This is a genomic window from Bacillus sp. SORGH_AS_0510, from assembly GCF_030818775.1.
Taxonomy (GTDB): domain Bacteria; phylum Bacillota; class Bacilli; order Bacillales; family Cytobacillaceae; genus Neobacillus.
In genome coordinates this window covers 2519960-2546492 of record NZ_JAUTAU010000001.1, presented here as the reverse complement: position 1 = coordinate 2546492, position 26533 = coordinate 2519960, and the positions used below count along the sequence as shown (strand labels likewise).

Genomic DNA, 26533 nt, shown 5'->3' with positions numbered 1-26533 from the left:
CTGCTTAATTTAATAAATTTTTAATTCTATTAACCTACGAAAGGAAGACTCCACCGTAAACCAATGCACAAATAATTACCAGGGAGGGGTGAATCTTGAACCTCATTAACGTAACGTAGCTAGCCCCAGCCAATAGAATTAAATGCAATATTCCGCTTTTTTCAAAGGCTGATAAAAAGAACTGATAAGCCATTATGGCAAGTAAGATCGCGATAATAGGCTGTACTGATCTTGTCATTAATGTTACTTTCGGTGACCCTTTAAACAGATTTACAAATTTAAATAATAAAATGACCGCGAGTGCTGAAGGTAGAACCGTTGCAATAAGTGCAATAATTGCCCCTAGAACGCCTCCAAGCTGAAAACCTATATATCCGCCCATTTTTGTTGCTATCGGACCTGGCAAGGCATTTGCTATAGCTAAAATATCGCCAAACTCTGATAACGTCATCCATTGATAGTGATTTACTACTTCATTTTGAATCAGTGGGATAGTAGCTGGCCCCCCACCATACCCTAATAAATTTGCAATAAAAAATGACCAAAATATATGCCAGTACATCATGAACTTTTTTCCTTTCTATGAACAAGAACCTCAGGGGTGCCTGCAGCTGCTTTTTCTTTTCGATCGGCAATTAAATAGGCAGCGATGAGAAAAATAGCAATTAAAATACCAGGGTGTAATCCAAGAAACTGAACAAAAATCAATGATACTGCCGAAAGAGCAACCATTTTTTGTAGCCCTAACCCTTTACGGCCATTTTGGAAAAACCTATATGCCATCTCGACTAACATAAAGCCAATAACTGGGGTAACACCTTGAACCATTCCACTGACAATAGGTGATTCTCTATATGAGTATAGGACACCTAATAAGGCGATCATTGCAATGATTGAAGGTAAAATGTGAGTAAGGATGGCCACGGCTGCTCCTATAGACCCTTTTACTTTATAGCCAATATATGCTGCCATTTTTGTAGCGATAGGCCCTGGCATGGTATTGGCTAAGGCTAAAATCTCCACAAACTCTTCCTCTGTCATCCATTTATATTTTTTGACAGCCTCAAACTCAATCAAGGGTATGGTCGAGGGGCCGCCTCCATAACCCGTTACACCAGTTCGGGCAAATCCAATGGCTAACTCCACATATGCTTTCAGTTAATTCTCCCCCTTTTATACCTTTTAATTTCATTTTTTAAAGAGTAGTAGATTTAAGACCCCATTTCGGTTTAACAAATATCCCGAATGAGGTCCTTGACCTATTATTTTTTTATGTCTGCTTGAGTAATTACTTCTAGACCTTCACTTTCCAAAAAGTTTTGTAATGCTTGCAATGCTGCTGTTCCAACAGCCGTATCCTGTTCACCGTTTCCACCACTTACACCAATACCTCCAACCACTTCCCCATTCACGACAATCGGAAAACCACCTACAAAAATGGCGAATTTCCCCGGGAGCATCATTTGTATACCAAAGGCTTCATTCCCAGGGAGTGCAGGTCCATTTGGTTCCTTATTAAATAAATGGGTGGACCGTTTATGTCCGGCCGCTGTGTATGCTTTAGCAATTGCAATTTCTGGTCCCGTAATTCGCGCTCCATTCATTCGTTCAAGGGCAAGAAGATTCCCGCCATCGTCACAAATAGCGATCGTTTCAAAAACATTGATTTCTTCCGATTTCTTTTTCGCTGCCTCAATCATAATTTTTGCTTCTTCTAATTCTAGCTTTAGAACTGATTTCATGAATGTTCTCCTCACATTAAGATAAATTTTAATAGCCCATATACACGGTTTTTATTTGAGTGAAGAATTCTAATCCGACTCTACCAGATTCACGGAAGGTGGAAGTGCTTGATTTCTTCAAGCCTCCAAATGGTGCATTCATTAAGTTGCCGGTTGTTGTCCGGTTCACTTTAACAGTCCCGGCTTGAATATCCTTTGTAAATTGGTTTGCGATTTTTAGATTATTGGTCACAATGGAGGCTGACAAACCATACTCCACATCGTTAGCGATGGTGATGGCTTCTTCATATGTATCTACTCCAATAACAGCCACTACCGGTCCAAAGATCTCTTCTTTTGCAATGCGCGAATTTGGGTTTACATTTGTAAAAATAGCTGGCTGAACATAATATCCCTTTTGGTATTCTCCAGTAGTAATATGGTTACCCCCATACACCAAAGTGGCTCCATCCTCTTTCCCGTATTCCACATACTTGAGGACATTTTTCAATTGCTTTTCATTGGCGAGGGGTCCAATTTTGACACCAGGCTCAAAACCATTTCCTACTTTCAAAGTACTTGTTTTCTCAATTAATTTTTGCACGAACTCGTCTATTACCGCTTTTAAAACTATAACTCTACTCGTACCCGTACAGGCCTGACCTGTTAAAGAAAAACCTCCATTAACGACTAACGTTGCTGCTAAACCAAGATCTGCATCATCCATAACTATCAACGGATTTTTCCCACCGAGCTCCATTTGAGTACGAGTTGAAAAACCAGCTTTTTTATGAATATCTTCCCCTGCAGCTGTTGATCCGGTAAAAGTAACGGCGCGGACTGCAGAATGAGTCACTAACAAATCACCAACTTCAGACGCCTTACCGGTTACAAAGTTAATAACACCCTTTGGAATTCCCGCCTTATCTAAAGCTTCAATTAGGCGTAAGGCTACAAGTGGAGTATCAGAAGAAGGTTTAAAAACAACTGTATTTCCCGTGATTAAAGCAGGAGCAATTTTTCTTGCAGGAATTGAAAGCGGAAAGTTCCAAGGTGTAATCACACTTACTACACCAAGTGGTTCTCTTTCTGTTGAAACCTTCATATTAATATCATCATTTGGAAAAGTTTCACCTGTAAAGCTTTGACCTTCTACTGCATAATATCGAAGAGTTTGAGCAGACCGTAAGACTTCATTCTTTGCATCATCCACATGTTTACCTTCTTCTCTAGTTAACTCTTCAGCAAGCGATTGAACATTTTGTTCAAGGATTCTTGCTGCTTCATTTAAAATTGCTGCCCGTTTTGAGGGGGCCGTTTGTGCCCAGCTAGGAAAAGCCTTCTGTGCTGCTTCAATTGCTTGTTGCACATCATTTTCGTTTGAAGCTTGAAAAACCCCTACTACATCTTCATGATTGGCGGGATTTACGCTAGCAAACGTTTTCTTGGTACCAGCTTCTTGCCATTCTCCATCTATATAATTACAGAATGTCGCTACTTTTGTTGTAAGCATTATGATCACCTTTTTTCATTAATTAAGTAGTATAAGCTTTTAATGCTCCTGCGATGAAACTAGTGTTTTGTTTATAAAAATGGCCGTCACTTAAACCTTTAAACTACAAGATTATAATGACGGCCTGTGATAAGTAACGAATTCAATTTTCTCCAATAAAATCCGTTATATAAGTTTGATATCCTAAAGACTATTTTGCTTCAACTAATGCTCCTAAATCCTGCTCCAGGTATTCTCTCCAAAGCCCGTCCATATACATACGGCGCATTTTTGCTCCTGTTCGTACAACTTCTAAGCAACGCTGTTGTAATTCAGGTGTGTCTGCATGATCGAGAACAATTTTATATCCACGCTCACCATGGATTTCATCGGAGACGATGTGTAAATCGAAGAATTCAATTTCTTCATCCGTGAACTGATACTTTTCACGTAATGCAGGTGTCTGCTTTCTATAGATGTCTGGAACTTGTGATTCTAGACCAACAACTAATGCTGCAGTTGCTACCACGAAATTTTCTCGCGCTGCTACTGCGAAACACCAGCTTTGTAAGCCTAATGTAGTTGGAGCCATATTAGCTGGGTCAATAACACGCTCTCTCGTTGTACCGCAAGCTTCCGCAAAACGAATCAATAAATCAGTATGACGATCTGCTGCAATTTCTTCTTCATACATATTTTGAAGTGTGAAGTCTTTTGCAGCTTCGAATTTTGGATCGGTTGGAGTATTGTGGTAAATATAAGCTAAGTAATCAGCAAATGGACCTACATAATGGTAATGATTTTCAGCCCATCTAGCAAAATGTTTTCTTTCAAGTCTTCCCTCTGCCCAAGCTACTGTAAACGGAGCTTTTTGGCTATGATTACCTTTAATAGCTTCTTCTAATTGCTTACGAAATTCATCTTTTGATAATAATTCTGTCAACTGAAACTCCTCCTCTTATTATGTAGTATCCAAGTTAATGGTATTTGATATTTTGTATACCAAGTTAGTTTAAAAATAAAAAGATTTTTGATTTAATAGAGTTCCAACTATCTCTATTTCTTTTAAACTATGTATTTGGTATACCGTGATTTAATACTATCAAGAAGTTGTTTATTTGTAAATATAATTTTTAGAATTTTTAAAAGATTATTTTTTTACTCCGCTATACATGTACATTAACTTTTAAATTGAATAATTCTTGAAGTTCAAATGTTAGATGATCTAAAGCTTCTTCGACAATTTGGCGACCTATATCCCAACTAGCTTTTGTGCCATCACCAATACAACCATTATTGGTCATTTCCTCATAATAATAAAATCCTTGGATTGCCTTCCCTGGTCTAAGTTGCTTCCATCTTCCTTCCTCCTGTATATCCCCTTTTTCCAAGTTTTCAAGACGAACAATATCTGGTGCCAAATAAAGTGCTTCTGACACTTCTCGCTCACAGCTATGACCATATAAGGGTGAACTCACATGTTCCTGAATTGCTTTTTTTGCTGAAGCTGTCGTCTTTGCATAATAAATTTCAACGTTTAGTTCCTGAGTTAAAATGGTTGAAGCAACATTGAGAGTTGATTGGTTTCCACCGTGTGAATTTAACAATAAAAACTTCTCTACACCATGATGTTTTAATGATGAAATGACATCCTTCAAAATTGCTATTAAGGTCGTTGGCTGCAATGAAATCGTCCCAGGGAAATTCAAATGATGTGGCGATACCCCCATATTAATTGTAGGAGTTACTAGTGCATAAGGAAACATCCTCTCTCCTAGTTTTTTTGCCATCTTTTCTGCTAATACTGCATCACAACTTTCCACCATATGTGGACCGTGCTGTTCATGTGCTCCAATAGGTATTACAGCAAATTTAACACTTCTAAGTGCTTCCTCTACTTCCTTCCATGTCATAACTGTTAAATCATAGCACTTCAACTTATTTCACCTACCTGCATTTTTTGTATTTTGTATACCATTATTCCTGTAAAAAAAAGCGTCGTTACACTTGATATGCTGATTTCTTCTTCGGGGGATCGATCATAATATTTTCTTGAGAAATTTCAATATCCTGTTGAATCGTTAATTGACATGTTAAACGGTAACCTTCATTTACTTTTTCTCCTAGCATTTTTTCCTCTTTCCAATTGGGTGGTGATAATGATTCGGCACCATTTATAACAATGCACGTACATTTTGTACATCTTCCCATTCCACAGCCATACTTTAATTTAGGTAATTGACGTATCCCTGCTAACACTACTAAGTTAGCATTATCTTTCACTTCTTGTTCAACTGTCGTTCCATCTACATGAAGGATTACTTTTGGCATGAAACTTCCCCCTTTTTTCTTAAAATTTTGAACCTTTTCTGAAGTATACATTGTTTTTGTCAGAGAAGTAAACTAGTTTTTGTATTATTAATAATTATTTAAATATTTTGATTATATTATTGAACAATTAACCTGATTGATATAAAATATACACAAGTAGTTTGGTATACAATATTCCATTAGGGGTGATAGGGAAAATTACTATTCGCTGTTTTCACTTTACTTAATTAAATAAAAAAATACTTATTTAAGGAGTGTTATTATTGGGAAATTATATTGTGCTTACGAATAAGGAAACGTTTCAAACGATTCTTGAAAATGATGGGTTAGAGCCTGTAGAAACATACCACTTTTATTTCTTTGATAAGTTAAAAGCTAAATATACGATTGCAAAAGTACTTGATGAGAATATGAAAATCCAACTATTTGAAAAATATGAAGGAAAAGAATATGTAAATCATATCGCTGTTAAGTTTTTTGAACGATTCAATACGATAGAAGCAGCACGAGAGGAATTAAATGAAATTGTGAAAGCATCTGGGAACAGTGAGGACTCAGTAAATTCTAAACTAGTTAAATCAGATGAGGTAGCAGTTTAAGCTACAGGGTGCCATTAAACGAGGATCTCTATATGTAAAATTCGGAGAGAAAAATGGTATCTCTCCGTTTTTTTATATGAAGGGTGACTACAAAAAAGAAAACCGTCACAATCAGCGACGGCTTCCATTACTAGATTTTTAAAATTTTAATGTTCTCTTAAGTGAAGCTAATTTCTTCTCAGCCTTCTCCGCAGCCTTTTTTGAACCAAATAGAAAGTTGAACATGTTCTTTCCCCCTGTAGGATCCTATATTTGATACTGTTATTGTAGTACGTAGCATAAAATAAAACAACTATTTTGTATACCAAACACCAAATTTATTTAAAAAAATGGCGATTTCATGACAAAAATATCCCTAAAATTTAATTTTGGTATACAATTAAAAGGACTTGGTGATGAAATGCTAAGATTTATCCTCTTTTCTGTTATTTTATTGTATTTATTAAATGTTCTTTTACCAACACTCCATTTTGGACCATTAATCTCCGCTTTAAGTCTAGTTATTGTCCTTTGGACATTATTTAAAGCAAAACGATTTGTCCAATTATTGGGGAGTACATTCTTGATCCTTGGTATTGTTTTATTATGGAAAAGTGGGGTCTCATGGCAGCAATATGTCCTTTCTTTTGGTCCTATGCTGGATTTGCTTACTATGTTTACTTTAATTCCAATCTTAGGAATTCCGATTAAATTAGGTGGTTACAGTACAGGTATACAAACGATAATTCAAAAGAAAATTAAAAACTCTGGACAACTTTATATGATCACATCCGGAATTTCTTATTTCTTTAGTATTTTTATGAATCTTGCTACTTTACCTATGACCTACTATTCAATAAGACCAGCGTTAGATATTATCCCAGTAAAGAATAAAGAACGGTTCATGAGCAGAGCCATTTCGCGTGGATTTGCAATGCCTTTACTTTGGGCCCCGGTTACTCCTATTGTTGGTATTGTCATTACGATGACAAAGGTAAGTTGGGTATCGATTCTGCCTTACGTTGTCCCTTTAAGTATCTTAGGTATGGGAATCGATTGGTATATTGGGTCTCGAAAATCAAAAATTATGGTGCCACACCAAATAAATTCCGCCATCCATGAGACTGCTGCTACACTTGAGACTAGTCAGCCTACCCGTTCTGGTAGGGTCATACAAATCCTTCTTGCGATCATTATTTTCAATGTTGTTATTTCTTTAGTTGAATCGTGGTTCCCTTATCCGTTTTTAATTTTAATATCCTTAATGGTCATTCCATTTGCCCTAGCCTGGTCTTTATTTTTAAAAAAGGGTAAAGAGTTCGGGGTACATTTATTTAAGCATTTTCAATCCTTTTCTGTAAGTATGAAAGACCAATTCTTTATTTATCTATCAGCTGGATTTTTTATTTCAACTATTAACGTTTCCCATACCAATGCGTGGTTGGACTCGTTAGTCAATAAATTTATTCATTTTGCTGGTATTGAATTCTTTTTAATTCTACTGCCCTTAATTCCATTAGCTCTTGCATTTCTAGGACTTCACCCCGCTGTTTCTCTTGCATTAATGACAGAGGGTCTAAATCCCGAGGGTATTGGCATCTCCCCACATATATTGAGTGTAGCCATGTTAGCAGGAGCTGTTTCATCCTTTCTTGTAGGACCATATAACGCTACTTTAGGACTTATGTCAAATATCGTAAAAGAAAGTTCATACAAAGTATCAAATTGGAATTTATCCTTTGCTGGCATTTATATCGGTTGTGTCATGTTGTATTTATTTGTTTTACAACTCATCTTTGGGTAAGATAAGCATCAAAAAAGGTGTCAATCAAGTTTGACACCTTTTTCAATCCTGCTTCCTATTTTCTTCTTGAATTTCTTTCACTATCTCTTTGGCAAAGTGCCCAAGAGTACCTTCACTATACGAACGTATCACCTCTGGAGCAAGAGATGTTAAAGCTCGTTTTAGATAATCATACGATAAACCTCTAGCTGTAAATTCATTTTCTATATCAATGGCAGTCTTTATTGCATAATATGTAGCTAATTTGTTTACCTTTGTTAAACACTCTTCACTGTCAATTTCTATCTTTCCAATAGACTGGAAAAGTTCATCTACTATTTCAGGTAGGACGAGTTCTGAAATAAACAGACCATTTCCATGTTCCAATAAATCTTTCGCATGCCCCATATATTTTATTCCATATAGATTCAAAAATGGAAACTTCGACTTGATTTCTTTGGTGGGAAGGTTTGTTGCCATATTTATGATATTGGGTGAATGTTGTGACATACTTTGGTAATTCAGACTCGAAATAAACGGGATTATCTCTATGGCTGGAAGAGCTAGAATTAATACATCTGTGTTCAATAATTCTTTTTCTTCTAAAAGATAACTAGTTTGATAACTCTGAGAATATTGATGTGCCTTTTCTCTATTAGGATGGTATACTCCTATTGAGATCCCTTGTCTTTCCCAGTTAGTCAGCATCGCCGTACCCAACTTACCAATCCCAATTAATCCCACTTTTATTGGTTTCATTGAACAACACTTCGATTCATAATACTGTCTCCCTTATAATTAAAATTCTTACAAAAAGTTTGTTTTCTACTAAAAAATTGGGGCTTCTCAAAAGTTAAGTCTTTTCTAACTTTTGGAAAGCCCCTTAATTTTTTTATATTTCTACACTCTTTATTATTTTCTCTAATATTATACAGACTAGAGCTTAAAAATTCTTACCAAATTATTACTGCCAATATAGTTGCTAACAGTAGTCCGGTAATAACTGGAAGGAAATTTTTTCGCGCCAATTCCAATGGTGATACTTGTAAGAAGCCGGCAACAGCAACAAGTGAGGACCATGCAATAAGCGTTCCTCCTCCGCTCCAAACCGCACCCATCTGACCGATTGCAGCAAGAACCGAAGGATCGATGTGACTACCTGGCCCTATAGCTCCGGATAAAGCCCCCGTTAGAGGTAGACCTGCAAACCCAGAACCATCTAAGCCTGTAATTACTCCCACTATTAATATACTAAATGCAGCAAACATTGGACTATGCGGAATATAGTTTTGTCCTGCTTGAATTAAATCAAATAAAAATGCTGGTTTAGCTGCCTCTTCACCTAAAGAAAGAATTGAACCCGAAAAATCTCCACTTCCCATAAAGAAGTAGCCTGCAATTGGAATTACAGGTGCCATTGCACGAAATGCAAAAACAAAACCTTCTGTAATATGTTCACTAATTTTATCAAGTGCATGGATTCGATTAAATGCTATAGTGGCCAATACTAACAATATTGTTGCAACTCCACCAATAAAAGCTGCGCCATCTCCACCTTCAAATCCACCACCATTACCAATTTTAGTTTGGAACATGAAAATCATGACAGCCAACATCGCCAAGGGTACAATAATAGCAAATATTTTTCCCCATGTTTCTTTTCTTTGATTAATTTCTGCACTCTCTTCTACTGTAGCAGCAAGCTCTTCAGTTACTTCAAAATAACCTTTTTCATTTTTCTTTAACTCACTTGATCCAGCCTTTTTGGTAATTGATTTCCTATGTGTTACATAAACAATAGCTAAAGAACTTAAACCAGTAATGAGTGAAAGTATGAACGCCTTATCTGATACAGCGGATTTATCAATCCCTGCCGCTTTTGCACTAAGCATAGGCGCAACTTGCATGATATAGTCCGATGAAAGTGCCATTCCTTGACCTGCAATGACAATAACCATTGCTGATGTCATAACTGGTAATCCTGCACTTACAGCGGCAGGAACTAACAAGGCACAAATTAGAGGAACCGCTGGAGTTGGCCAGAAAAAGAGTGAAATCACATAGGTTGTAACCATTAAAACAAGATATGACACATGCCCATTTATCATTATTTTTTGTATGGGTACAACCATCCTTTTATCTGCCCCTAAATCCTTTAAAGAATTAAGGAGACCGATCATGATGGAAATAATCAAGAAAATGCTGAATAACTCTTTTGCAGCAACAAGGTTAGCATTAAATACAGCTTGGAACCCTGCAATGATACTCCCTTTATATACTGCTGCTACTAAAAAAGTACCTATTATAAGAGGTAAAACAACACCTTTTCTAAAAAGCATGATAATAATTACTGCTGCAGTGACAAATAGATAAACCCAATGAGCTGCTGTTAATTCCATAGTTCCCCTCCGTTAGCTTAAATAATTTAAAACAATACGAAAGTCCTCCAAACATATCCTGAAAAAGGAACGTAGGAGAGGAATTTAGTTATTATCGCCTCTTTACTCTTGTTGTTTTCCTCTACTTCATAAATCCTTTGTCACCTTAGAGCTAAACAAGACCAACAATCCGCAACTAATATTTTGTATTTTGTAGATTGTATACCATGGTTATATAAGAAAAAATACATAATACCCTACTCATTCCAACAATTAAACAATAATTATTAATAGTCTTACAGCATTACCTAAAGTAATCATTCTACCAAAAGCAACTTGAATAAAAAATTATTCTGGATTCATGATCCTTTGGTTAAAATTTGTTTCACTCCTTCCTTTTTCACTATGTAGACCTTGTTTACTATAAGGTTGAAATAAATATAACATTATTTAAAATACTTTGCAAAACAATTTTGAAAATTTAGAAGTTTATATATATTCATAATTTTATTGTTGATTTCCAATAGAGTTTCATTTAAAATAGAGAAAAAATTAATGGTATACGGTATACAAAATGTAAATAGAGGAGAATAATTATGCTTAAAGTTGGTATTATCGGTTATGGAACTCTTGGTAGAAGTATTAGCGACTTAATATCTTCCAAACAGGCAGGCGATGTCGTACTTAAAGCTATTCTAGTTAGAAAGCCACTTAATTCCACGGAATTGACTCCAGTAAATTGTACCATTACAACAGATGAATCCGGTTTTTTTAATCAAAATTTAGATATCATTATTGAAGCAGCGGGACATCATGCTCTACAGCTTTATGGTGAAAAAGCTCTCTCCTCAGGAAGCAACCTTATTATCCTATCTGTTGGTGCTTTGGCAAATATAGATTTTTATGAGTCCCTTTTAGAAACAGCTACTCTTCATCAAAAACAACTGATAATTCCATCAGCTGCAATTGCTGGTTTGGATCGAGTAGCTGCTGGAGTGTTAGGTGAAATTAATGAAATAAGACTAATTACGAGGAAGCCTCCGAAAAGCTGGTACGGAACGATTGCCGAGGAAAAAGTAAATCTTGAAACCATTAAAGAACCATATTGTATCTTTGATGGCAATGCTAGGGACGCTGCAAAATTATTTCCTGAAAACGTAAATGTATCTGCTGCCTTAAGTCTAGCAGGTATTGGTTTTGAAGATACAACGGTTCAAGTATATGTTGACCCGACAATTGATAAAAACACACATACAATTGTAGCAAAGGGTTATTTTGGACAAGTAGAGATTTCCGTTCAAAACAATCCTTTTATTCAAAATCCAAAATCCAGCCCCATTGTGTCCATGAGTGTGGCAAAAGTATTAAGAAATCTAACCTCCGCCTTAGTCATTGGGGTATAGAAACAAATAAAGAAGCCGACTCATTGTCAGCTTCTTTATTTGTTCTTTTTCACTTTATTTACAGCTTCAATATACGCTTTGCGTGAATTTTCAATATGAATTTTTGTTAAGTATTCAGCCATTTCTACTTCTTGATTGACGATGGCTTCCATAATTCTTAAGTGTTCTTCCATAGACTGTTTTGGCCGTCCTGGATTCCTATAACCTGTTTTTGCAAATGCTCTAATATAATCAGATAATCCACTCAGCATTTCGTATAACTTGGAATTTTTCGCAGAACTGTATAGAAGATGATTTAATTCACCATGTAGATGTGAGAAATTAGAATCATTTTCATCTTTAAGGCAATCTTCCACCTTTTTAATATAATCCATAAATTTATTTCTCGTATCATCGTCAAGCTTTTGAGCTGCTAGTTTAGCTGCTAATACTTCAAGAGAGGATAGAATGGTAAATACTTCAATAATTTCCTTCTCAGAAATATCAGCAACAATTACACCCTTCCTAGGTACGGTTTTTACAAATCCTTGTGATTCTAATCTAAATAAAGCTTCACGAATAGGAGTTCTGCTTATATTTAATCGTTCAGCCAGTTCACGTTCAACTAATCGATCCCCAGTTTTAAATTCACCTTCTAAAATCAAATCTTTTATGTGTAAATAGACCCTTTCACGTAAAGATATAAGGTCTTCCTCTACCCAGTTATTCCCCACAATTTTTCTCCTTCTTTCTAGGTATACATTATACCAATTATAACGTAATCTATTTATTAACTACAACTTCTATGGATGGATTTTCCACAAAAATAAATAAAATGTATTTTTGATTACTATCCATTCTTTTCAATAACTTTCTCATCGGTGAATGATCCTTCAATTAATGCTGCGTCAGTTATTATTTTTGATATCGATTCGGCCAGCCTCATAACAACAAATAGTCTTGTGGTATTGAGTGATTGACCTGGTGAGAGTGGATCAAGATAATTTACTATTGCATTCATATGGTAATCGCCAACACTTGGTAAGGATTTGTTTAGCGCCATTCCAGGAATTAATGGACCTTCCTTTAATAAGATATAGCCTATTTGCCGTTCATCTCCCAAGCAAGCATCAATTCCCAATATAAAAGGATTTTGATAAATTTGAACGATTTCCTTCAGAATTTTCTTTATATTTAAAGCGTGGACAGGTTCTTCTAATGTTCCATAAACAGGAAAAGATATTTTACTCTTCTTGAGCATTGTTCCTACAAGAGGACCGAGTGAATCACCTGTTGAACGATCCGAGCCTATACACAGAATAACGACCTGTTGGGAGGTACTGTGGAACACTTCGTTTAATTTATTTATTATATCTCTAAATTCTGTCCCATCTTCTGTCTGCTTTTCGGAACAATAATATACCCTAACATCTTTTTTAATTTTCTTTTTCTTTCCATTAAAAATCCACATACTTCTCCCCCCTTAGCTTCTAGATGTTTTTTCATTTCAATCATGGTTTTCACTATAAAGGTATTGTATATTACTTATTTTATGATAATTATGGCAAAACCTGCTATATACCATTTGATTAAATCTAGTATTAACATCGTCTTGTTCACACCTTTGTAACAATTATCCTATATGAATCTATACACACCTATCCTAAAAAGCAGAAAAGTCAGATTTTTTATTGTAAATCTGTTATAATGAATGTATCCCCAAAATCATGTCCAGGGAAAAACATGTATCATATGTACCCATCGTTTCACTTTTAATTCAATAATTTGTTGCAGGAGGTTTGCCATGTACAAGATTAAAGAAAAAGAAAAGATTTTTATTTATACTGGACCGGATGGATCTGGTAGAAAAACCATTGCTAAAATGGTTGCTACTGCCTTTGATATGGAAACCGTTCTCTCCTACACCACACGTCCCTCTCGTCATTATGAAAAGAATGGTGAAGATTACCATTTTATTAATGAAGCTGACTTCAAAAAAATGCAAGAAAACCATGAGTTTCTTGAAAGTGTTGAAATTGATGGCTTTTTTTATGGTATTCGTGAACAGGATATTGTAAAAGCTTTTGAGCATCATAACCTTGTCTATTTAACTTTAAATCCTGAAGGAACAGAAAAATTGAAGAAGTTATATGGTGACCGAGTAATGCGTTTCTTTATTTATGCGGACAGGGATACTGTGATTGAAAGACAAAAGGAACGTCAAGATAATGCTGAAGATATTAATCGTCATATAAGCCATTACGACGAAATTATGGCTTATAAGGCTTCCTGTGAACATGCGTTTGAAAATTATGACCTTCCACAGGTTTCTTTTCAAATCAGCGAAGTTATTGAAGCATTTCTTGATAGAGGTTTTGAGGTAACAGACTATTAATCATACCAGAGATAGGACCATTGAAAAGGATGTATAATTTCCTTACGTTTCAAGGTCCTTTTTTATGGATTAATTTCCCTGAAGAACCATTTAATTGATTTTCATTTTAGAGAAGTACTATACTTATTTTTATTAAATTGTAAGGAGGAACCATTAATGAATAGCTTACAGGATACTACTACATTACATAATGGGGTAATGATGCCATGGTTGGGTTTGGGTGTGTATAAGGTTCGCCAAGGAGAAGAAGCACTGCATGCGGTTCAGCATGCTCTTAGAGTTGGTTATAAAAGCATCGATACAGCTGCACTTTATGATAATGAAGAAAGTGTAGGACAAGCGATTAAAGAATCCAGCATTCCACGTGAAGAGCTGTTTATAACAACAAAAGTTTGGAATTCAGATCAACGTACTGATTCTGTGCTAGGGGCTTTTGAAACAAGCTTAGATAAACTTGGTCTTGATTATGTTGATTTATACCTGGTTCACTGGCCAGTAAAGGAAAAGTATAAAGAAACATGGAAGGTACTTGAGAATTTATATAAAGAAGGTCGTGTTAGAGCAATCGGGGTCAGCAATTTTAATATTCACCATTTGGAAGATTTGATGTCAGTCGCTGAGATTAAACCAATGGTCAATCAGGTGGAATTACACCCAATGTTAGCACAGATCGAACTGCGCGACTTTTGTAAAAAGAATGAGATACAGATTGAAGCGTGGGCTCCGCTTGGTCAAGGTCGTCTACTTGAGCACCCAGTATTACAGGATATCGCTTCAGCACATCATAAATCAATCGCTCAAGTTATTTTGCGATGGGATTTACAAAATGGTATCGTCACGATTCCAAAGTCGATAAAAGAACATCGAATAATAGAGAACGCAAATATTTTTGATTTTACCTTAAATGATAGCGATTTGGAGAAAATCAATGCACTAAACGAAAACAAAAGATTTGGGGCAGACCCTGATAACTTTGATTTTTAAAATAATTGTTAGGAGAGGTGCCTTAAATGAGATTTAGGGCACCTTTCCATTCACTATTCTTTTATAAAATTGACATACCTCTCCATTACACCATCTAAGAAAGATAATGTTGTTTCGTCTATTAACTTTCCTGTTTCTTCATTAAATTTGGCAGATGCTAAATTAATTAGAATTTCGTTACCAACTGGTGGCAAAAGTTTCACCTGTAAAGCTGTCAAGATTTGACGTAAATGGAGCTGTGCACGTAGGGTACCCATTAAACCTGTTGCAGCACCAGCTGTCATTACTGGTTTCCCAATAAGCACCTTATCTACTCTTGAGAGCCAGTCTAAAGCATTTTTTAACACACCTGGAATAGACCAATTGTATTCAGGTGTAATAATAATTACCCCGTCTGCCTCTTTTACTTTCCTCTTAAAATCGGTAACGGTCTCAGGAGGATTGATTTCAATATCCTGATCAAAATGTGGAAGCAAGCCGATGTCCAATATTTCTAATTCAAATATTTTTCCGTATCGCTCCTTTATAGTCGCGGCAAGCTGCTTATTATAAGATCCCTTTCGCAAACTTCCAACAATCGCTACAATTTTCATCCTTTACTCACACCTTTGTATATAATCATATTATGTAACACTATGATTATAGAAAGAAAAAAATGAATATTCAATAAATGTGCCTAGTTCTTATTGACACCTTCCACAACTATAAATAAATCACTATAGTAAGTTTCCATATTTTTTATTTGTATCCCGCGTGCTTGAAATAACTCCACTGTATCACGATTTAAACAACATCCATCACAGACTCTCTTCCAAGCTGGAGTTAACCATTCTTGAAGTGCCCCTAAAAATCGATTTTTCATCTTTACATGTTCAAATAACAGAATACTTCCTTCAGGTTTGCATACCCGGTTCAGTTCTCCAAGTGCTTTTTCTGGATTGGGAATTGTGCAAAAAACAAGCGTTGCTACCACTGTATCAAATGTATTATCAGCAAATGGCAACTCCTCTGCACTTGCCCGAACGATTTCAATAGGGACAACTGCCTTTTTTATTTTCGTTGTTGAACGTTCAACCATGTAGGGATTAGGCTCAATTGCAAATACCTTGTCCACTTTTTTATAAAAAGGGAAATTTATTCCTGTCCCTGCACCTAACTCCAAGACATTTCCTGTTGCCTTTGAAATAAGTTCTTTTCGAATCTTCTTAAACTTCTTTTTCTCTAGTGGATTCATAAAAAAGTCATACCATTTAGCGAATAACCGACTCAACCTACTCAACTCCAAAAAGTTAAAATGTAATCCTATTATACAGCTTTATCACCTATCTAGTAGTCACTACCACTATATAATCTGGGATTACTAATATCACTATTGTAAATTTTATGCTATTTTAATATAGAAGATTATAGATATGTGAGGTGTCCATTCTTTGTTTCCCAAGGAAAAAGCAATAATTATTGGTGGGGGGATTTCAGGAAAGTTAGCGGCTCGTGTGTTATCTGATTTTTTTCATGAGGTAATTATCCTAGAACGTGATCAGGAACCCGCAGGACCATTCCCAAGAAAAGGTGCCCCACAAGGCGAGCATATACACGCGCTTCTCCATGCTGGAGAATCCGGACTTGAGAGACTATTTCCTGGTATTACAGAAAAATTTTATTCAGGTGGCGCAATAAAGATAAATTCTACAAAAGACCTAGCTTGGTTTCACCATGGAGTTTGGAAACTCCGATACGATGGGGAATACTCCACTATCCTGCAAACCCGACCGCACCTTGAATGGAATGTAGAAAAATACATAAAGAAAATACCAAATGTAACTGTTCATTACAATCAAGTGGTCAAAAATTATGTATATAAGGAAAAAGACAATATTATTGTAGGAGTTGAAGTAGCAGATCAGAGTGACAATATCAAAACCTTAACGGCAGATTTAATAGTAGATGCAAGTGGAGTCAGCGGAATTACCTCTAAATGGTTTGAAAAACGAGGAATCCATCTACCTGTGAAAAAGGCTAAAATAGGCTTAAGCTATATTAGTAAGAGTTTTCAATTAGCAACAAATGAAGCCAGAGACTGGGCAATTAAAATTGTATATCCAAACCCTCCAATCGAGAAAATGGGAGGAACCATCTCAAAAGTAGAGGGAAACCGTTACATTGTTACAATAAATGGATACCATAATGAAATAAATGAAAAAGATGCCCTTGCAGACGATAGTGGTTTTCTAGAACTGGCCAAAATATTGCCTAAACTAGATATTTATCAAGAAATTAAGGATGCTACTCCATTAACTAGCACCTCTGTTTATCGAGTGCCAGGGATAAATTGGAACCAATTCCAACAGGTGAAACATTTCCCAGACAGACTCATTGTGATTGGTGATACAATTTGCAGGATCGACCCTGTTTTCGGACAAGGCATGAGTATTGCTGTGTTAGAAGCGCTTGCACTTCAAAAATTATTACAGAGTTATAGTGATTCAATAAGAAAGGTCATCACTAAATTTCATAAACATGCAGCAAAAATCATTTCTCCTATCTGGAACATGGTCATAAATGAAGATTTCCGCTATCCAGAAACAATGGGAAAAAAGCCGATAGGTCTCTTCATTCAACAATGGTACGCAAGGAACATCTTTCTTCTATCATCGCAAAATCAATATATTTATAGTTCATTATTTAAAGTAATGAATCTTATTCAACCTATGATAATACTCATGCAGCCGAGAATACTAAAAACGGTACTGAAGCGTACATTTATTAAATAGAAAAAGCTGCAGCCTGATTTTAGTCTGCAGCTTTTTTATACAAATCATATAGCGTTATAGTACTTTCTCCATATAGTAACGATCTTCCCCTACCCCAAATTCAGAGTATCTTGTTTCCTTTATTTCATATCCTTCTTTTTCATATAACTTTACGGCAGGAAGGTTCTTTACACTTACAGTTAAGCAAACGACAGAAAATCCATCATTTTTTAAAATAGAACTAACTTCCTGCAAGAACATTTTCCCAATTCCCTTCCCTTTATAATCGGAACGAACATAATAACCAAATATATAGGCTTTATTGGGATTATTATAATCTCTCATACACTCGCAAACTGCCACAGGCCGGTCATCGCTCGGTTGTTTATATAAGATGAGTTTCCCATAACGAGCTATGGGCACAAGTGTTTGTTCATCAACGGCACCTGTACCTGGAAATGCATCAACTTCAAGCTCCATCATCATTTTTTGTTCTTCAGGTGTTAATTTTTCTGGAATCTCAATATAAAAGTTCTTTTCAATTACAGTCATATCTTATACCTCCATAAGTACAGTATCATCTATATCTTTAAGCGGCCAAATCTTCTTTGGGATATTTTTATAAGAAAAATTCTTTAAATCATTAGATGCCACTCCTGGTGCATCGACATAGATGACCTTACTAATTAAAGGATCAAATGCTGCCCGGAAGTGATTTTTGACTTTTAAACCTAGAATGGTATAGGAGGTTGGCTCAATACCTATATGGCGAAACATTTCCGGGTCATTAGCTGACATTGGACGGCCAATGAGAAGAATATCCACTTCACCTGCTCTTATATAGGCTGCACCTTTCACATCCACTCGTAAATGTTGATTAAAAGGGCCACTATTGTAAAAAATTCCATCTGAAAGAGCTAGCACCTTTGCCATTACTTGAACAGGCCTTCCAAATTGCGGAGAAACTTTACCTCCCAAGTCAAGCATGACCTCATTTCCTACGCCTGCCAACCTACATCTTTTAATCGATTCAGGATCTGTCAATCCGCCAAATAAGGTTTGTGGTTGATTCACGCTGATAAACTCTTTTAATAATAGAGTGGTGTCTCCACTTCCACAGCTTAATGGGTTATCAGAGATATCCGCCAAGACAATAGGTTTTTGTTCCATTAATGACAAAGCGTGCTTCATTCCCTCTTTAACTGTTGGAAGCTGCAAAATAAAATCATTACGAAGCTCCCAAAATTTATCCGCTAATTCTCTAGCTGCCTTATTTGCGCTAGTTTGATCATTTGCAATGACAAGAACACTGGCCCCCACCATCGGAATATCGGAATAAGGAAAACCGCCAAATACAGATGCATTTTTAATTGAAGGTTCCCTCTCAAGTTGAAGAGCTAGTTCCACCAAATGATGCATCGGCCCTTCTTCTGTACGCATGTTGATAGAAGGTGGCATCATAGGCAATTTGATGAAGGAGGAGACAAAGTTTTTTTGTTCTAGTAAGACCTCCATGAGTAACTTTGCAGCATTTACTCCTTGATTATACATATCAACATGGGGATAGGTTTTAAATCCAAAATGATAGGGAGTATGATCTAACATTCTAGCACTTAAATTTGCATGCATATCTAAGGTCGTTGCAATTGGAATATCATTCCCAATAACTTTTCTAATTTCCCTTAACAGCTTTTCTTCAGGGTCGTAGAGGTTTTCAACAACCATGGCACCATGGAGGGCAAGAAGTAATCCGTCCAATTTACCTGCATTCCTCAAGTGTCCTAACATTTCTCTCTCAATAAACTGATAGGCTTCTATCGTTACGAGACCTGCTGGGGTCGCCGCAGCACATAGAAGTGGAACAACTTCTATGTGCTCTTCCTTTGCAAGTACATCCAAGAAACCGCCTACTTCTGTTTTTGTTGCTGTGTAGGCCGAAAAAATCTCGTCTCCTTTAAAAAATCCTTCATTATAAAATGCATCGATATCCGTTTTTAATGGAGCGAAACTATGAGATTCATGATAGAAAAAAGCGATTCCAACTCGAAGCTTTTTCATTAGACATCTCCCTTATAAAAATAATGGCTCAACCATTTTTATCCTAATAGGTCGTATAAATGGACTTCCACTCTGTCATCACATCGAAGGCATGATGGGATACCTCGCGATGTCCATTTCCAGATTGTTTCGTTCCACCGAATGCCACACCAAGTTCCGCATTGGAAGTACCATTATTAATATAAACTAGCCCGCTTTCAATTTCTTTTGCACCACGATTCGCATAGTAGAGACTGTTTGTAAATAATGAAGTAGATAGCCCATAAATGGTATCATTGTTTACTTCAATCGCTTCTTCAAAACTATTAACTTCTATAAATGCTAAAACCGGACCGAAAATTTCTTCTTGAGCAACCACATCCTCATTTTTTACATTACTTAAGATCGTAGGCTCATAGAAGTATCCTCTTTCACTTGCTATTCGTTTACCGCCACATTCTATCACAGCTCCCTGTTCAACTGCTACTGCTATATATTTTTCAACGGTTTCAAGTTGCTGTTTATTGGTTAAAGGTCCGATATCCACACCTGGTTCAAGACCATTCCCTGCTTTTAATTGTTTGGTAATGGAAACAACACGGTTTAGTAATTCATCCTTTACCTCTGATTCAACAATGACCCGGCTGGCAGCTGTACACCTTTGCCCCGTTGTTGTAAAGGCGGCCTTAACAATTGCTTCCGCTGCTAGTTTTAAATCTGCATCCTTCAACACAATAACAGCATTTTTTCCGCCAAGCTCTAAAGCTACTCTTTTTAATGTCTTGGCGGCTGTTTCTGATAGTTTAATCCCCACTTCTGTAGACCCGGTAAATGAGATGACCTTTACATCCTTATGTTCAGCCAGTTTAGATCCAACTTTACTTCCTGATCCCGTAATTAAGTTTAAGACTCCTTTTGGGAGCCCAATCTCATGGAAAATATCTGTGAAAATTTGTGCTGAAAGAGCCACTTCAGAGGCTGGCTTCCATACAACTGTATTACCACTAATTAGGGCTGCTAAAATTTTGTAGCCTGCCAAAGAGACCGGGAAATTCCAAGGTGTGATACAAGCGACAACACCCACCGGCTCACGGACCATCATAATATGACGGTTTTCAGCCCCCGCACCAACGGTTTCACCAAAAAGTCTTCTTCCCTCACCCGCCATATATTTGCAGGTTTCAATGACGACACCTACTTCACCAAGGGATTCTGCTATTACTTTCCCCATTTCCTGTGTCATCATTTGAGCTAAGAGCTCTTTTTTCTCTTCAAAAGCCTTGGCCGCTTTCCAAAGAAATTGAGCTCTCTCTGGCAGTGGGGTATTTTTCCACTTTTTAAAGGCCTTTCGTGCACTTTCTACCGCATCATCTACTTGTGATGATGTAGCAGCCGCACAATAGCCCACCACTTCCTCTGTCGCAGGATTTATACTTTTGAAAAAATCCTGATCCTCTTCTTGAATCCAAGAACCATTTATATACAATCCTTTTTTCACAGCTTGTTGGATCATACCTTGACCTCCTTTATAATGTTTCTTTAATCGCTCTTTCTAAAATGGATAGGCCCTCATGTAAATCTTCTTCATTAATATTGAGAGGAAGCATTAACCTGATTGTTTGTCCTTGTACTCCGCAATTCATAATGAGAAGCTTTTGTTCTAAACACTTTTGCTTGATAACTGGAACAACTTGACTTGCAAAATCCTCTTGAAATTCGATACCAATCATCATTCCTAATCCTCGCACTTCTTTAATCCCAGTTAACCCTTCTAGTGATTCCTTTAACTGTGCTACAATGTTTGCTCCTAAATCTCTGCTTCGGTCTACTAGTTTTTCCTCTTCAATTACTGTAATATTTGCTAGTGCTGCTGCACAGGAAATCGGGTTCCCTCCAAAGGTTGAACCATGTCCCCCTACTGGCCATTTTTCATGAAGCTCTTTACTCGCTACAATCGCTCCAAGCGGCATTCCACCTGAAAGTGCTTTTGCGAGAACCATAATGTCAGGAGTTACACCAGAATGCTCAGCCGCAAACATTTTCCCTGTTCGCCCAAAACCAGTTTGCACTTCGTCAAAGATTAATAGGATGCCATGTTTTTCTGTTATTTTTCTAAGTTCTTGGAGAAATTCTGCAGGTGCTGGGTAGTATCCTCCTTCACCAATCACAGGTTCAATCACAATAGCTGCTACTCGGGATGGATCAATCCGTAATTCAAAGATTTTTTGAAGCTGGTGTAAACAATAAGGAATAATCTCTTCTTGGTTCACACATTTTAATTGAGATGGATAAGGATATGGAGCATGGTACACCTCACCTAAAATAGGTTCATAGTTTTTCCTGTATTTAGAACTAGAAGCAGTAATAGCAGTTGCTCCAAGTGTTCTTCCATGGAAGGAACCTTCAAAAGCAATGATTCCAGGTCTTCCTGTAGCTGCTTTAGCCAACTTTAATGCGCCATCAATCGCTTCACCGCCGGAATTAGCAAAAAACACAGTATCTAAATTACCTGGTGTAATCTCGGCAATTTTTTCTGCAAGATTAGCAGCTGATTCATAGTAACCATAGTTCAGACCGAAATGAATAAATGACTCTGCCTGTTTCATAATGGCTTGAATCATCGCATCATTGGCGTGACCAACAGCATTAACAGCCACTCCAGATACAAAGTCAATGTATTCCTCTCCATCTGCCGTCCAAAATCTGGCACCCTTTGCTTTTTCTACAACTAATTCTGTTACCCTCGTTAAAACAGGAGATAAATGTTTTTTTGCTTTTTCCTTAATTTCATCTGATTTATTTTGTAATTTCATATGCTTCTTCCTCCTTTAGTTCTTCTATAAATATCTTTAAGGAATTTTCTAGAATTCTTAACATTTCGTCGATCTCACCCGTGGTAACGGTAAGCGGCGGTGAGATTAATATATGGTCTCCTAAATAGCCGTTAATCGAACCACTTCCTGGATAAAACACAGCTCCAAGCTCCATTGCGATGTTATTGATCCGCTCAGAAGCATGTAACTTTTCTGGGAAAGGTGTTCCTGTTTTTCCATCCATAGCTAATTCAATACCTAACAATAGTCCTTCTCCACGTACATCATATATAATCGGATATCGGTTTTTTAGAGCGAACAGCTGTTGTTTAAGGTAATCTCCTGCAAACTGAACGTTGCTGACAATCCTATCTCGTTCATAAATGGTTAAAACAGAAAGACCAGCTGCAACGGAAACGGGATGTCCGCTGTACGTATATCCATGAACAAATTTCCCTTTACTATTTTCTATTAGACTATCTACAATCCGGTCGTGAACAATCATACCCGCTAGTGGAGCATAACCAGCAGATATCCCTTTCCCAAACGTAATAATATCTGGCACAATCCCAAAGTGTTGGAAACCAAAATCTTTTCCGGTTCGACCAAAGCCTGTCATTACTTCATCTACTATGAGGACAATATTGTATTGATCGCAAATCTTTCGGATTTCTTTAAAATAAGCTTCAGGGGGACTTACTGCACCTAGCTGGCTCCCTACAATCGGTTCAGCAATAAAAGCAGAGACATTTTCTGGCCCGAGCTCATTGATAACGCTTTCAACAGCCCTGACACAGGACCAATTTTGTTTATGATCGCAGTCCTCTTTTTCTCTCTGATATGGACATCTCTTACAGTTAGGGGAATGGACATGGTTGAAATTAATTAAGTTTGGAGTATATGTCTGTCGTCGCTTTATATCGCCTCCGGCAGATAGAGAACCAAATGTGTTTCCATGATAGGACTGCCATCTCCCAATGACGATGTTTTTTCCGGGTCTCCCCGCATCCTTATGAAATTGTCTTGCAAGCTTAATGGCACTTTCGTTTGCTTCCGATCCCCCGCTTGTAAAATAAACCTTATTCAATGTATGAGGCGCTAGTATTGCAATTTTTTCAGCAAGTTGGAACAATACCTCTGTTTCAAATCTCATAGTATGGACAAAGGCTGCCTTCTTTGCTTGCAAAGCCATGGCTTCTGCAATTTCCTCCACTCCATGACCTAAGTTCGCGGCAACTGCTCCTGAGCAGGCATCCATGTACCTTTTTCCGTTCTCATCAAATAAATAAATCCCTTTACCATGAGTGATAATAGGATACGATTTAGTAAAATCTCTATGGAACACATAATCTTCTATTAGTCTACTTCCCATCATTCCACCACCATTTTTTCTAGCTATCACTAGATAATTCTTCATCCTCAAAATCACTATACTTTTCAGATCCTAATTGCTTTGAAATAAGGTGAGCCGTTTTAAGTAATAGACGTCTAAATTCTTCTTGTTTTTCTTCTTTGTAGTGATGTTCGGGACCAGATAGGGATATACCGGCAACGACTTCGTTTGAATAATCGTAGATAGGTGCAGCAATGGCGGCTTCTCCAATAGTTAGTTCTCCCTTAGATTCTGCATAGCCTTGGTGCCGAATTTTTTTAAGTTCTTTTATTAATAACTCTCGGTGAGATATCGTTTGTGGTGTAAAGGATAGTAAATCATCTGAAATGAGGGTAGTTATTAATTGTTCTGGCAGATGGGCTAAGATGACTTTTGATAATGCCCCTCCGTATACGGGAAGGCTCTGTCCCACTTTAATTCCCATAAAATAGCTTTTAAAGGACTCTATATTGATTAGACATAAGACCTTTCCTTGATCGTACACACTAAGGTTACAATTCTGTGAGGTTTTATTGGATAGTTCTTGAAGGTAAGGTGTTGCCGTATGTACAAGATCTAAGCCCCTCACAACTATTCCGCCTAATCGTACAAATTGCTTACTTAGCTTATACTTACCAGATATAGGGTCTTGCTCGATATAGCCTCTTACCAACATCGTTTGAATAAATCGATGAATGGTAGCTAAAGAAAGTGATGTTTTTGTTGAAATTTCTGTTAGCGTTAATTCCGCATCATCTAGAGTAAAAGCTTCAATAATATCAAATGCCCTTTCTAATGCACGGATATTTTGACTTTTGTCTTTTTCTATTTTTGCCCCCCCCTAAACACTTTTCTGAGCTTAATTTCTATCTTTCCATCTAGCGGAAATATAGTTTTCATTTTATAAAACCATTATATTATTAGGAAAATTAAATAGTCAATATTTTTTAAAAATTATAAAAAGTCGGCATTTTCGCCGACTTTTTATATATTAAGGTATGTAAAAGTTATTAACTTTACATATAATTGGAGACTTCAATTAGATTCCATCAGGATCTCTAAAGTAGACTGATTCAATTTTCCCTAAAGCACCTGTTCTTAAAACGGGACCTTCCAAGATAGTGACATTATTTTTTCCTAAGTGTTTAATGACTTGTTTTATTGGAGTATCTGTTATGAAGCATAAATCTGCTGAACCAGGAGTAGGCTTACATGCTTTTGGCTCAAACTCTTTCCTAAGACATGAAGGTTTATTTTTTGCTGACCAAATTGGACCGCCTTTCTTCCTTCAACAAATGTTTGTAAATCCATTCCCAGAATAGTGGTATAAACATACAAGTGGCTTCTATGTCGTGAACGGTTAAGAAAAAGTGATCTAAACCTTTAATCTGCATGACCATCTCATCCTTCTGGGTCTCCACCTTATTTTTTTGTCAGTAATAATAATCCACTTTCAATCGGAAATTTAATTGTTTTAAAGCATTCGTCATTTGACACCATTTCAAAGAATTCTTGTATCACCTTGAAATGTGAGATGACATTGTCAACAACAATGAGTCCATATGAGGAGTCGTTCCGTTTCAGGTGTTATATTTCTCATTCTTCTTGCTTTCTCCATTATTTCTCGGTTATTGGCTGAACCAAAGTGTTCAAGTTCTTTTAAAAATACTGCTAATTCTTTATTCAAGTCACCATTTCCCCCCAAATAAATGAATTCATACCATATCTACTATTTTAAAATCCTTTTTATTCCAAATGGAAAAATACCAATCTTTAGGAGTGAATATAACCTTTAATTGGTGAAGGTCTTATTGGAAAACGATAAATTATTTATAAATTATTGATTTATAGGGTAAAGTAGTTATGAAAAAAATATAAAAATCCAAAGAGACCAGGCGGTGAATTTATCAATGGATCAAGATTTTACAATTGAACGAAGTCAGATGCCTTCTTTCAGCAATCATGAAGAAGCAAGAGAGTGGTTTAAAGAACAGTTTGGAGATCGTTTATTACTAAGAATGACAGATATGAAGGATGGAAAAAGGGTGAACTTTTATCACCTTGTAAAGGATCCTGAAGTGTACCAGCCATACATGGAGAGCTTTGCCAGTACGGTAAAGCATGAGATTACAAATATGGATGTTTTTAAAAGTTATACTACAATAGAAATTGATGAATTTGGACATGTAGAGTTTAGAGATTAAAAGCTCTAAAAAACGACAAATCCAGTAAAAAGGCTGATCTCTTCAACTGAGTCAGCCTTTCCTACTCCTTTAATTTGTAAAGAGAATTTTGAGTTCAGCCTCTGCCTCAACCATCCTTCCAAATCGATACCCTTCAATCAACACATGACGTTCGTGTTCACTTAATCTCCGATTCCATTTTGTTTCTAGATAGTAAATAACTTCATTATAAAAAATTTCCGGATAATTTAGTGGTTGTTCCATGGCTAGTTTCCTCCTTTTAAATCGCCCCATTTCTTATTGTTTTATCCAATTTACTTAATGTATAAAATAA

28 protein-coding genes and 2 pseudogenes are annotated in these 26533 nt (G+C 36.6%); 7 read left to right on the top strand and 23 right to left on the bottom strand.

The features are described from left to right. Nucleotides 1-34 precede the first annotated feature (34 nt). From QE429_RS13140 to QE429_RS13110, 7 genes are all read right to left on the bottom strand, one after another. Nucleotides 35-565 carry a chromate transporter gene (locus QE429_RS13140; RefSeq protein WP_307287502.1) on the bottom strand — a complete coding sequence of 177 codons (531 nt, stop codon included), beginning with the start codon at nucleotides 563-565 and terminating at the stop codon, nucleotides 35-37. Continuing rightward, nucleotides 562-1146 (bottom strand): chromate transporter, encoded by a 585-nt coding sequence (locus tag QE429_RS13135; protein WP_307287500.1) that lies wholly within the window; start codon nucleotides 1144-1146, stop codon nucleotides 562-564. Before QE429_RS13135 ends, QE429_RS13140 begins: the two co-directional genes overlap by 4 nt. Before the next feature lie 116 nt (nucleotides 1147-1262). After that, on the bottom strand, nucleotides 1263-1742 hold the full coding sequence (locus QE429_RS13130; protein WP_307287499.1) for a GlcG/HbpS family heme-binding protein: 480 nt from the start codon (nucleotides 1740-1742) through the stop codon (nucleotides 1263-1265). A gap of 28 nt (nucleotides 1743-1770) precedes the next feature. Next, nucleotides 1771-3234 carry an aldehyde dehydrogenase family protein gene (locus tag QE429_RS13125; RefSeq protein ID WP_307287497.1) on the bottom strand — a complete coding sequence of 488 codons (1464 nt, stop codon included), beginning with the start codon at nucleotides 3232-3234 and terminating at the stop codon, nucleotides 1771-1773. Nucleotides 3235-3424: 190 nt separating this feature from the next. Beyond that, nucleotides 3425-4156 carry an iron-containing redox enzyme family protein gene (locus tag QE429_RS13120; RefSeq protein WP_307287495.1) on the bottom strand — a complete coding sequence of 244 codons (732 nt, stop codon included), beginning with the start codon at nucleotides 4154-4156 and terminating at the stop codon, nucleotides 3425-3427. A 223-nt stretch (nucleotides 4157-4379) separates the two neighbouring features. Then, nucleotides 4380-5150, bottom strand: coding sequence for a creatininase family protein (locus tag QE429_RS13115; RefSeq protein WP_307287493.1), 771 nt, complete (start codon nucleotides 5148-5150; stop codon nucleotides 4380-4382). A gap of 64 nt (nucleotides 5151-5214) precedes the next feature. After that, a complete protein-coding gene (locus QE429_RS13110) occupies nucleotides 5215-5544 on the bottom strand; it encodes a 2Fe-2S iron-sulfur cluster-binding protein (RefSeq protein ID WP_307287491.1) in 330 nt (109 codons plus the stop codon). A gap of 263 nt (nucleotides 5545-5807) precedes the next feature. Here QE429_RS13110 and QE429_RS13105 point away from each other — a divergent pair, with 263 nt between their 5' ends. Together QE429_RS13105 and QE429_RS13100 are read left to right on the top strand one after the other, a co-directional pair. Further along, nucleotides 5808-6143 carry a hypothetical protein gene (locus QE429_RS13105; RefSeq protein WP_307287489.1) on the top strand — a complete coding sequence of 112 codons (336 nt, stop codon included), beginning with the start codon at nucleotides 5808-5810 and terminating at the stop codon, nucleotides 6141-6143. 340 nt (nucleotides 6144-6483) lie between these two features. Further along, nucleotides 6484-7926, top strand: a complete 1443-nt coding sequence (locus tag QE429_RS13100) for a hypothetical protein (RefSeq protein WP_307287488.1) — start codon at nucleotides 6484-6486, stop codon at nucleotides 7924-7926. Nucleotides 7927-7968: 42 nt separating this feature from the next. Here QE429_RS13100 and QE429_RS13095 read toward each other — a convergent pair whose 3' ends face one another. Both QE429_RS13095 and QE429_RS13090 read right to left on the bottom strand, forming a co-directional pair. Then, nucleotides 7969-8664, bottom strand: a complete 696-nt coding sequence (locus tag QE429_RS13095; protein WP_307287487.1) for an NAD(P)-binding domain-containing protein — start codon at nucleotides 8662-8664, stop codon at nucleotides 7969-7971. 194 nt (nucleotides 8665-8858) lie between these two features. Beyond that, complete coding sequence (locus tag QE429_RS13090) at nucleotides 8859-10304, bottom strand: hypothetical protein (protein ID WP_307287485.1); 1446 nt, start codon at nucleotides 10302-10304, stop codon at nucleotides 8859-8861. A gap of 575 nt (nucleotides 10305-10879) precedes the next feature. Between QE429_RS13090 and QE429_RS13085 the strand changes: the two genes are divergently transcribed. Beyond that, nucleotides 10880-11686, top strand: a complete 807-nt coding sequence (locus tag QE429_RS13085) for an aspartate dehydrogenase (protein ID WP_307287484.1) — start codon at nucleotides 10880-10882, stop codon at nucleotides 11684-11686. A gap of 35 nt (nucleotides 11687-11721) precedes the next feature. Here QE429_RS13085 and QE429_RS13080 read toward each other — a convergent pair whose 3' ends face one another. Next, on the bottom strand, nucleotides 11722-12399 hold the full coding sequence (locus QE429_RS13080) for a GntR family transcriptional regulator (RefSeq protein ID WP_307287483.1): 678 nt from the start codon (nucleotides 12397-12399) through the stop codon (nucleotides 11722-11724). A 116-nt stretch (nucleotides 12400-12515) separates the two neighbouring features. Continuing rightward, complete coding sequence (yyaC, locus tag QE429_RS13075; RefSeq protein ID WP_307287482.1) at nucleotides 12516-13136, bottom strand: spore protease YyaC; 621 nt, start codon at nucleotides 13134-13136, stop codon at nucleotides 12516-12518. A 333-nt stretch (nucleotides 13137-13469) separates the two neighbouring features. On the opposite strand from yyaC, the gene QE429_RS13070 reads away from it, so the two are divergent. Further along, the gene (locus tag QE429_RS13070) at nucleotides 13470-14060 is read left to right on the top strand and encodes a guanylate kinase (protein WP_307287481.1); all 591 of its coding nucleotides are present in this window, start codon (nucleotides 13470-13472) and stop codon (nucleotides 14058-14060) included. A gap of 156 nt (nucleotides 14061-14216) precedes the next feature. Continuing rightward, nucleotides 14217-15044, top strand: a complete 828-nt coding sequence (locus QE429_RS13065; protein ID WP_307287479.1) for an aldo/keto reductase — start codon at nucleotides 14217-14219, stop codon at nucleotides 15042-15044. Nucleotides 15045-15097: 53 nt separating this feature from the next. Here the strand turns inward: QE429_RS13065 and QE429_RS13060 are convergent, their stop codons facing one another. Both QE429_RS13060 and QE429_RS13055 read right to left on the bottom strand, forming a co-directional pair. Continuing rightward, nucleotides 15098-15637 carry an NADPH-dependent FMN reductase gene (locus tag QE429_RS13060; protein WP_307287478.1) on the bottom strand — a complete coding sequence of 180 codons (540 nt, stop codon included), beginning with the start codon at nucleotides 15635-15637 and terminating at the stop codon, nucleotides 15098-15100. An 83-nt stretch (nucleotides 15638-15720) separates the two neighbouring features. Further along, the gene (locus QE429_RS13055; protein WP_307287476.1) at nucleotides 15721-16314 is read right to left on the bottom strand and encodes a class I SAM-dependent methyltransferase; all 594 of its coding nucleotides are present in this window, start codon (nucleotides 16312-16314) and stop codon (nucleotides 15721-15723) included. Nucleotides 16315-16474: 160 nt separating this feature from the next. On the opposite strand from QE429_RS13055, the gene QE429_RS13050 reads away from it, so the two are divergent. Beyond that, entirely contained in the window at nucleotides 16475-17815 is a 1341-nt protein-coding gene (locus QE429_RS13050) for an NAD(P)/FAD-dependent oxidoreductase (RefSeq protein WP_307287475.1), read from the top strand. 54 nt (nucleotides 17816-17869) lie between these two features. Here QE429_RS13050 and QE429_RS13045 read toward each other — a convergent pair whose 3' ends face one another. From QE429_RS13045 to QE429_RS13010, 9 genes and pseudogenes are all read right to left on the bottom strand, one after another. Continuing rightward, nucleotides 17870-18346: a GNAT family N-acetyltransferase gene (locus tag QE429_RS13045; RefSeq protein ID WP_307287473.1), complete on the bottom strand. Its 477-nt coding sequence runs from the start codon at nucleotides 18344-18346 to the stop codon at nucleotides 17870-17872. 3 nt (nucleotides 18347-18349) lie between these two features. After that, nucleotides 18350-19852 carry a M81 family metallopeptidase gene (locus tag QE429_RS13040; protein ID WP_307287471.1) on the bottom strand — a complete coding sequence of 501 codons (1503 nt, stop codon included), beginning with the start codon at nucleotides 19850-19852 and terminating at the stop codon, nucleotides 18350-18352. A 43-nt stretch (nucleotides 19853-19895) separates the two neighbouring features. After that, nucleotides 19896-21344 (bottom strand): aldehyde dehydrogenase family protein, encoded by a 1449-nt coding sequence (locus QE429_RS13035; protein ID WP_307287469.1) that lies wholly within the window; start codon nucleotides 21342-21344, stop codon nucleotides 19896-19898. Nucleotides 21345-21357: 13 nt separating this feature from the next. After that, the gene (locus tag QE429_RS13030; RefSeq protein ID WP_307287468.1) at nucleotides 21358-22644 is read right to left on the bottom strand and encodes an aspartate aminotransferase family protein; all 1287 of its coding nucleotides are present in this window, start codon (nucleotides 22642-22644) and stop codon (nucleotides 21358-21360) included. Continuing rightward, nucleotides 22628-24061 carry an aminotransferase family protein gene (locus QE429_RS13025; RefSeq protein WP_307287466.1) on the bottom strand — a complete coding sequence of 478 codons (1434 nt, stop codon included), beginning with the start codon at nucleotides 24059-24061 and terminating at the stop codon, nucleotides 22628-22630. The genes QE429_RS13030 and QE429_RS13025 overlap by 17 nt, the downstream gene beginning before the upstream one ends. After that, nucleotides 24036-24605 (bottom strand): IclR family transcriptional regulator, encoded by a 570-nt coding sequence (locus QE429_RS13020; RefSeq protein WP_307287464.1) that lies wholly within the window; start codon nucleotides 24603-24605, stop codon nucleotides 24036-24038. Before QE429_RS13020 ends, QE429_RS13025 begins: the two co-directional genes overlap by 26 nt. A gap of 66 nt (nucleotides 24606-24671) precedes the next feature. After that, nucleotides 24672-24821, bottom strand: a pseudogene (locus QE429_RS24460) (helix-turn-helix domain-containing protein); the annotation flags it as partial. A gap of 211 nt (nucleotides 24822-25032) precedes the next feature. After that, nucleotides 25033-25410, bottom strand: a pseudogene (locus QE429_RS13015) (VOC family protein). A gap of 149 nt (nucleotides 25411-25559) precedes the next feature. Continuing rightward, nucleotides 25560-25703, bottom strand: a complete 144-nt coding sequence (locus QE429_RS13010; protein WP_307287463.1) for a hypothetical protein — start codon at nucleotides 25701-25703, stop codon at nucleotides 25560-25562. A 211-nt stretch (nucleotides 25704-25914) separates the two neighbouring features. Here QE429_RS13010 and QE429_RS13005 point away from each other — a divergent pair, with 211 nt between their 5' ends. After that, on the top strand, nucleotides 25915-26220 hold the full coding sequence (locus QE429_RS13005) for a hypothetical protein (protein WP_307287462.1): 306 nt from the start codon (nucleotides 25915-25917) through the stop codon (nucleotides 26218-26220). A gap of 69 nt (nucleotides 26221-26289) precedes the next feature. Here QE429_RS13005 and QE429_RS13000 read toward each other — a convergent pair whose 3' ends face one another. Next, nucleotides 26290-26463, bottom strand: a complete 174-nt coding sequence (locus tag QE429_RS13000) for a hypothetical protein (protein WP_307287461.1) — start codon at nucleotides 26461-26463, stop codon at nucleotides 26290-26292. Nucleotides 26464-26533 lie beyond the last annotated feature (70 nt).

Bases quoted from the DNA above. Each gene is read 5' to 3' on its own strand.
- QE429_RS13000 (WP_307287461.1), bottom strand. From the start codon at position 26,463: ATGGAACAACCACTAAATTATCCGGAAATTTTTTATAATGAAGTTATT.
- QE429_RS13110 (WP_307287491.1), bottom strand. From the start codon at position 5,544: ATGCCAAAAGTAATCCTTCATGTAGATGGAACGACAGTTGAACAAGAA.
- QE429_RS13070 (WP_307287481.1), top strand. From the start codon at position 13,470: ATGTACAAGATTAAAGAAAAAGAAAAGATTTTTATTTATACTGGACCG.
- QE429_RS13090 (WP_307287485.1), bottom strand. From the start codon at position 10,304: ATGGAATTAACAGCAGCTCATTGGGTTTATCTATTTGTCACTGCAGCA.
- QE429_RS13140 (WP_307287502.1), bottom strand. From the start codon at position 565: ATGATGTACTGGCATATATTTTGGTCATTTTTTATTGCAAATTTATTA.
- QE429_RS13100 (WP_307287488.1), top strand. From the start codon at position 6,484: ATGACAAAAATATCCCTAAAATTTAATTTTGGTATACAATTAAAAGGA.
- yyaC (WP_307287482.1), bottom strand. From the start codon at position 13,136: ATGTGGATTTTTAATGGAAAGAAAAAGAAAATTAAAAAAGATGTTAGG.
- QE429_RS13045 (WP_307287473.1), bottom strand. From the start codon at position 18,346: ATGACTGTAATTGAAAAGAACTTTTATATTGAGATTCCAGAAAAATTA.
- QE429_RS13035 (WP_307287469.1), bottom strand. From the start codon at position 21,344: ATGATCCAACAAGCTGTGAAAAAAGGATTGTATATAAATGGTTCTTGG.
- QE429_RS13085 (WP_307287484.1), top strand. From the start codon at position 10,880: ATGCTTAAAGTTGGTATTATCGGTTATGGAACTCTTGGTAGAAGTATT.
- QE429_RS13025 (WP_307287466.1), bottom strand. From the start codon at position 24,061: ATGAAGAATTATCTAGTGATAGCTAGAAAAAATGGTGGTGGAATGATG.
- QE429_RS13040 (WP_307287471.1), bottom strand. From the start codon at position 19,852: ATGAAAAAGCTTCGAGTTGGAATCGCTTTTTTCTATCATGAATCTCAT.
- QE429_RS13030 (WP_307287468.1), bottom strand. From the start codon at position 22,644: ATGAAATTACAAAATAAATCAGATGAAATTAAGGAAAAAGCAAAAAAA.
- QE429_RS13130 (WP_307287499.1), bottom strand. From the start codon at position 1,742: ATGAAATCAGTTCTAAAGCTAGAATTAGAAGAAGCAAAAATTATGATT.
- QE429_RS13125 (WP_307287497.1), bottom strand. From the start codon at position 3,234: ATGCTTACAACAAAAGTAGCGACATTCTGTAATTATATAGATGGAGAA.
- QE429_RS13095 (WP_307287487.1), bottom strand. From the start codon at position 8,664: ATGAAACCAATAAAAGTGGGATTAATTGGGATTGGTAAGTTGGGTACG.
- QE429_RS13065 (WP_307287479.1), top strand. From the start codon at position 14,217: ATGAATAGCTTACAGGATACTACTACATTACATAATGGGGTAATGATG.
- QE429_RS13060 (WP_307287478.1), bottom strand. From the start codon at position 15,637: ATGAAAATTGTAGCGATTGTTGGAAGTTTGCGAAAGGGATCTTATAAT.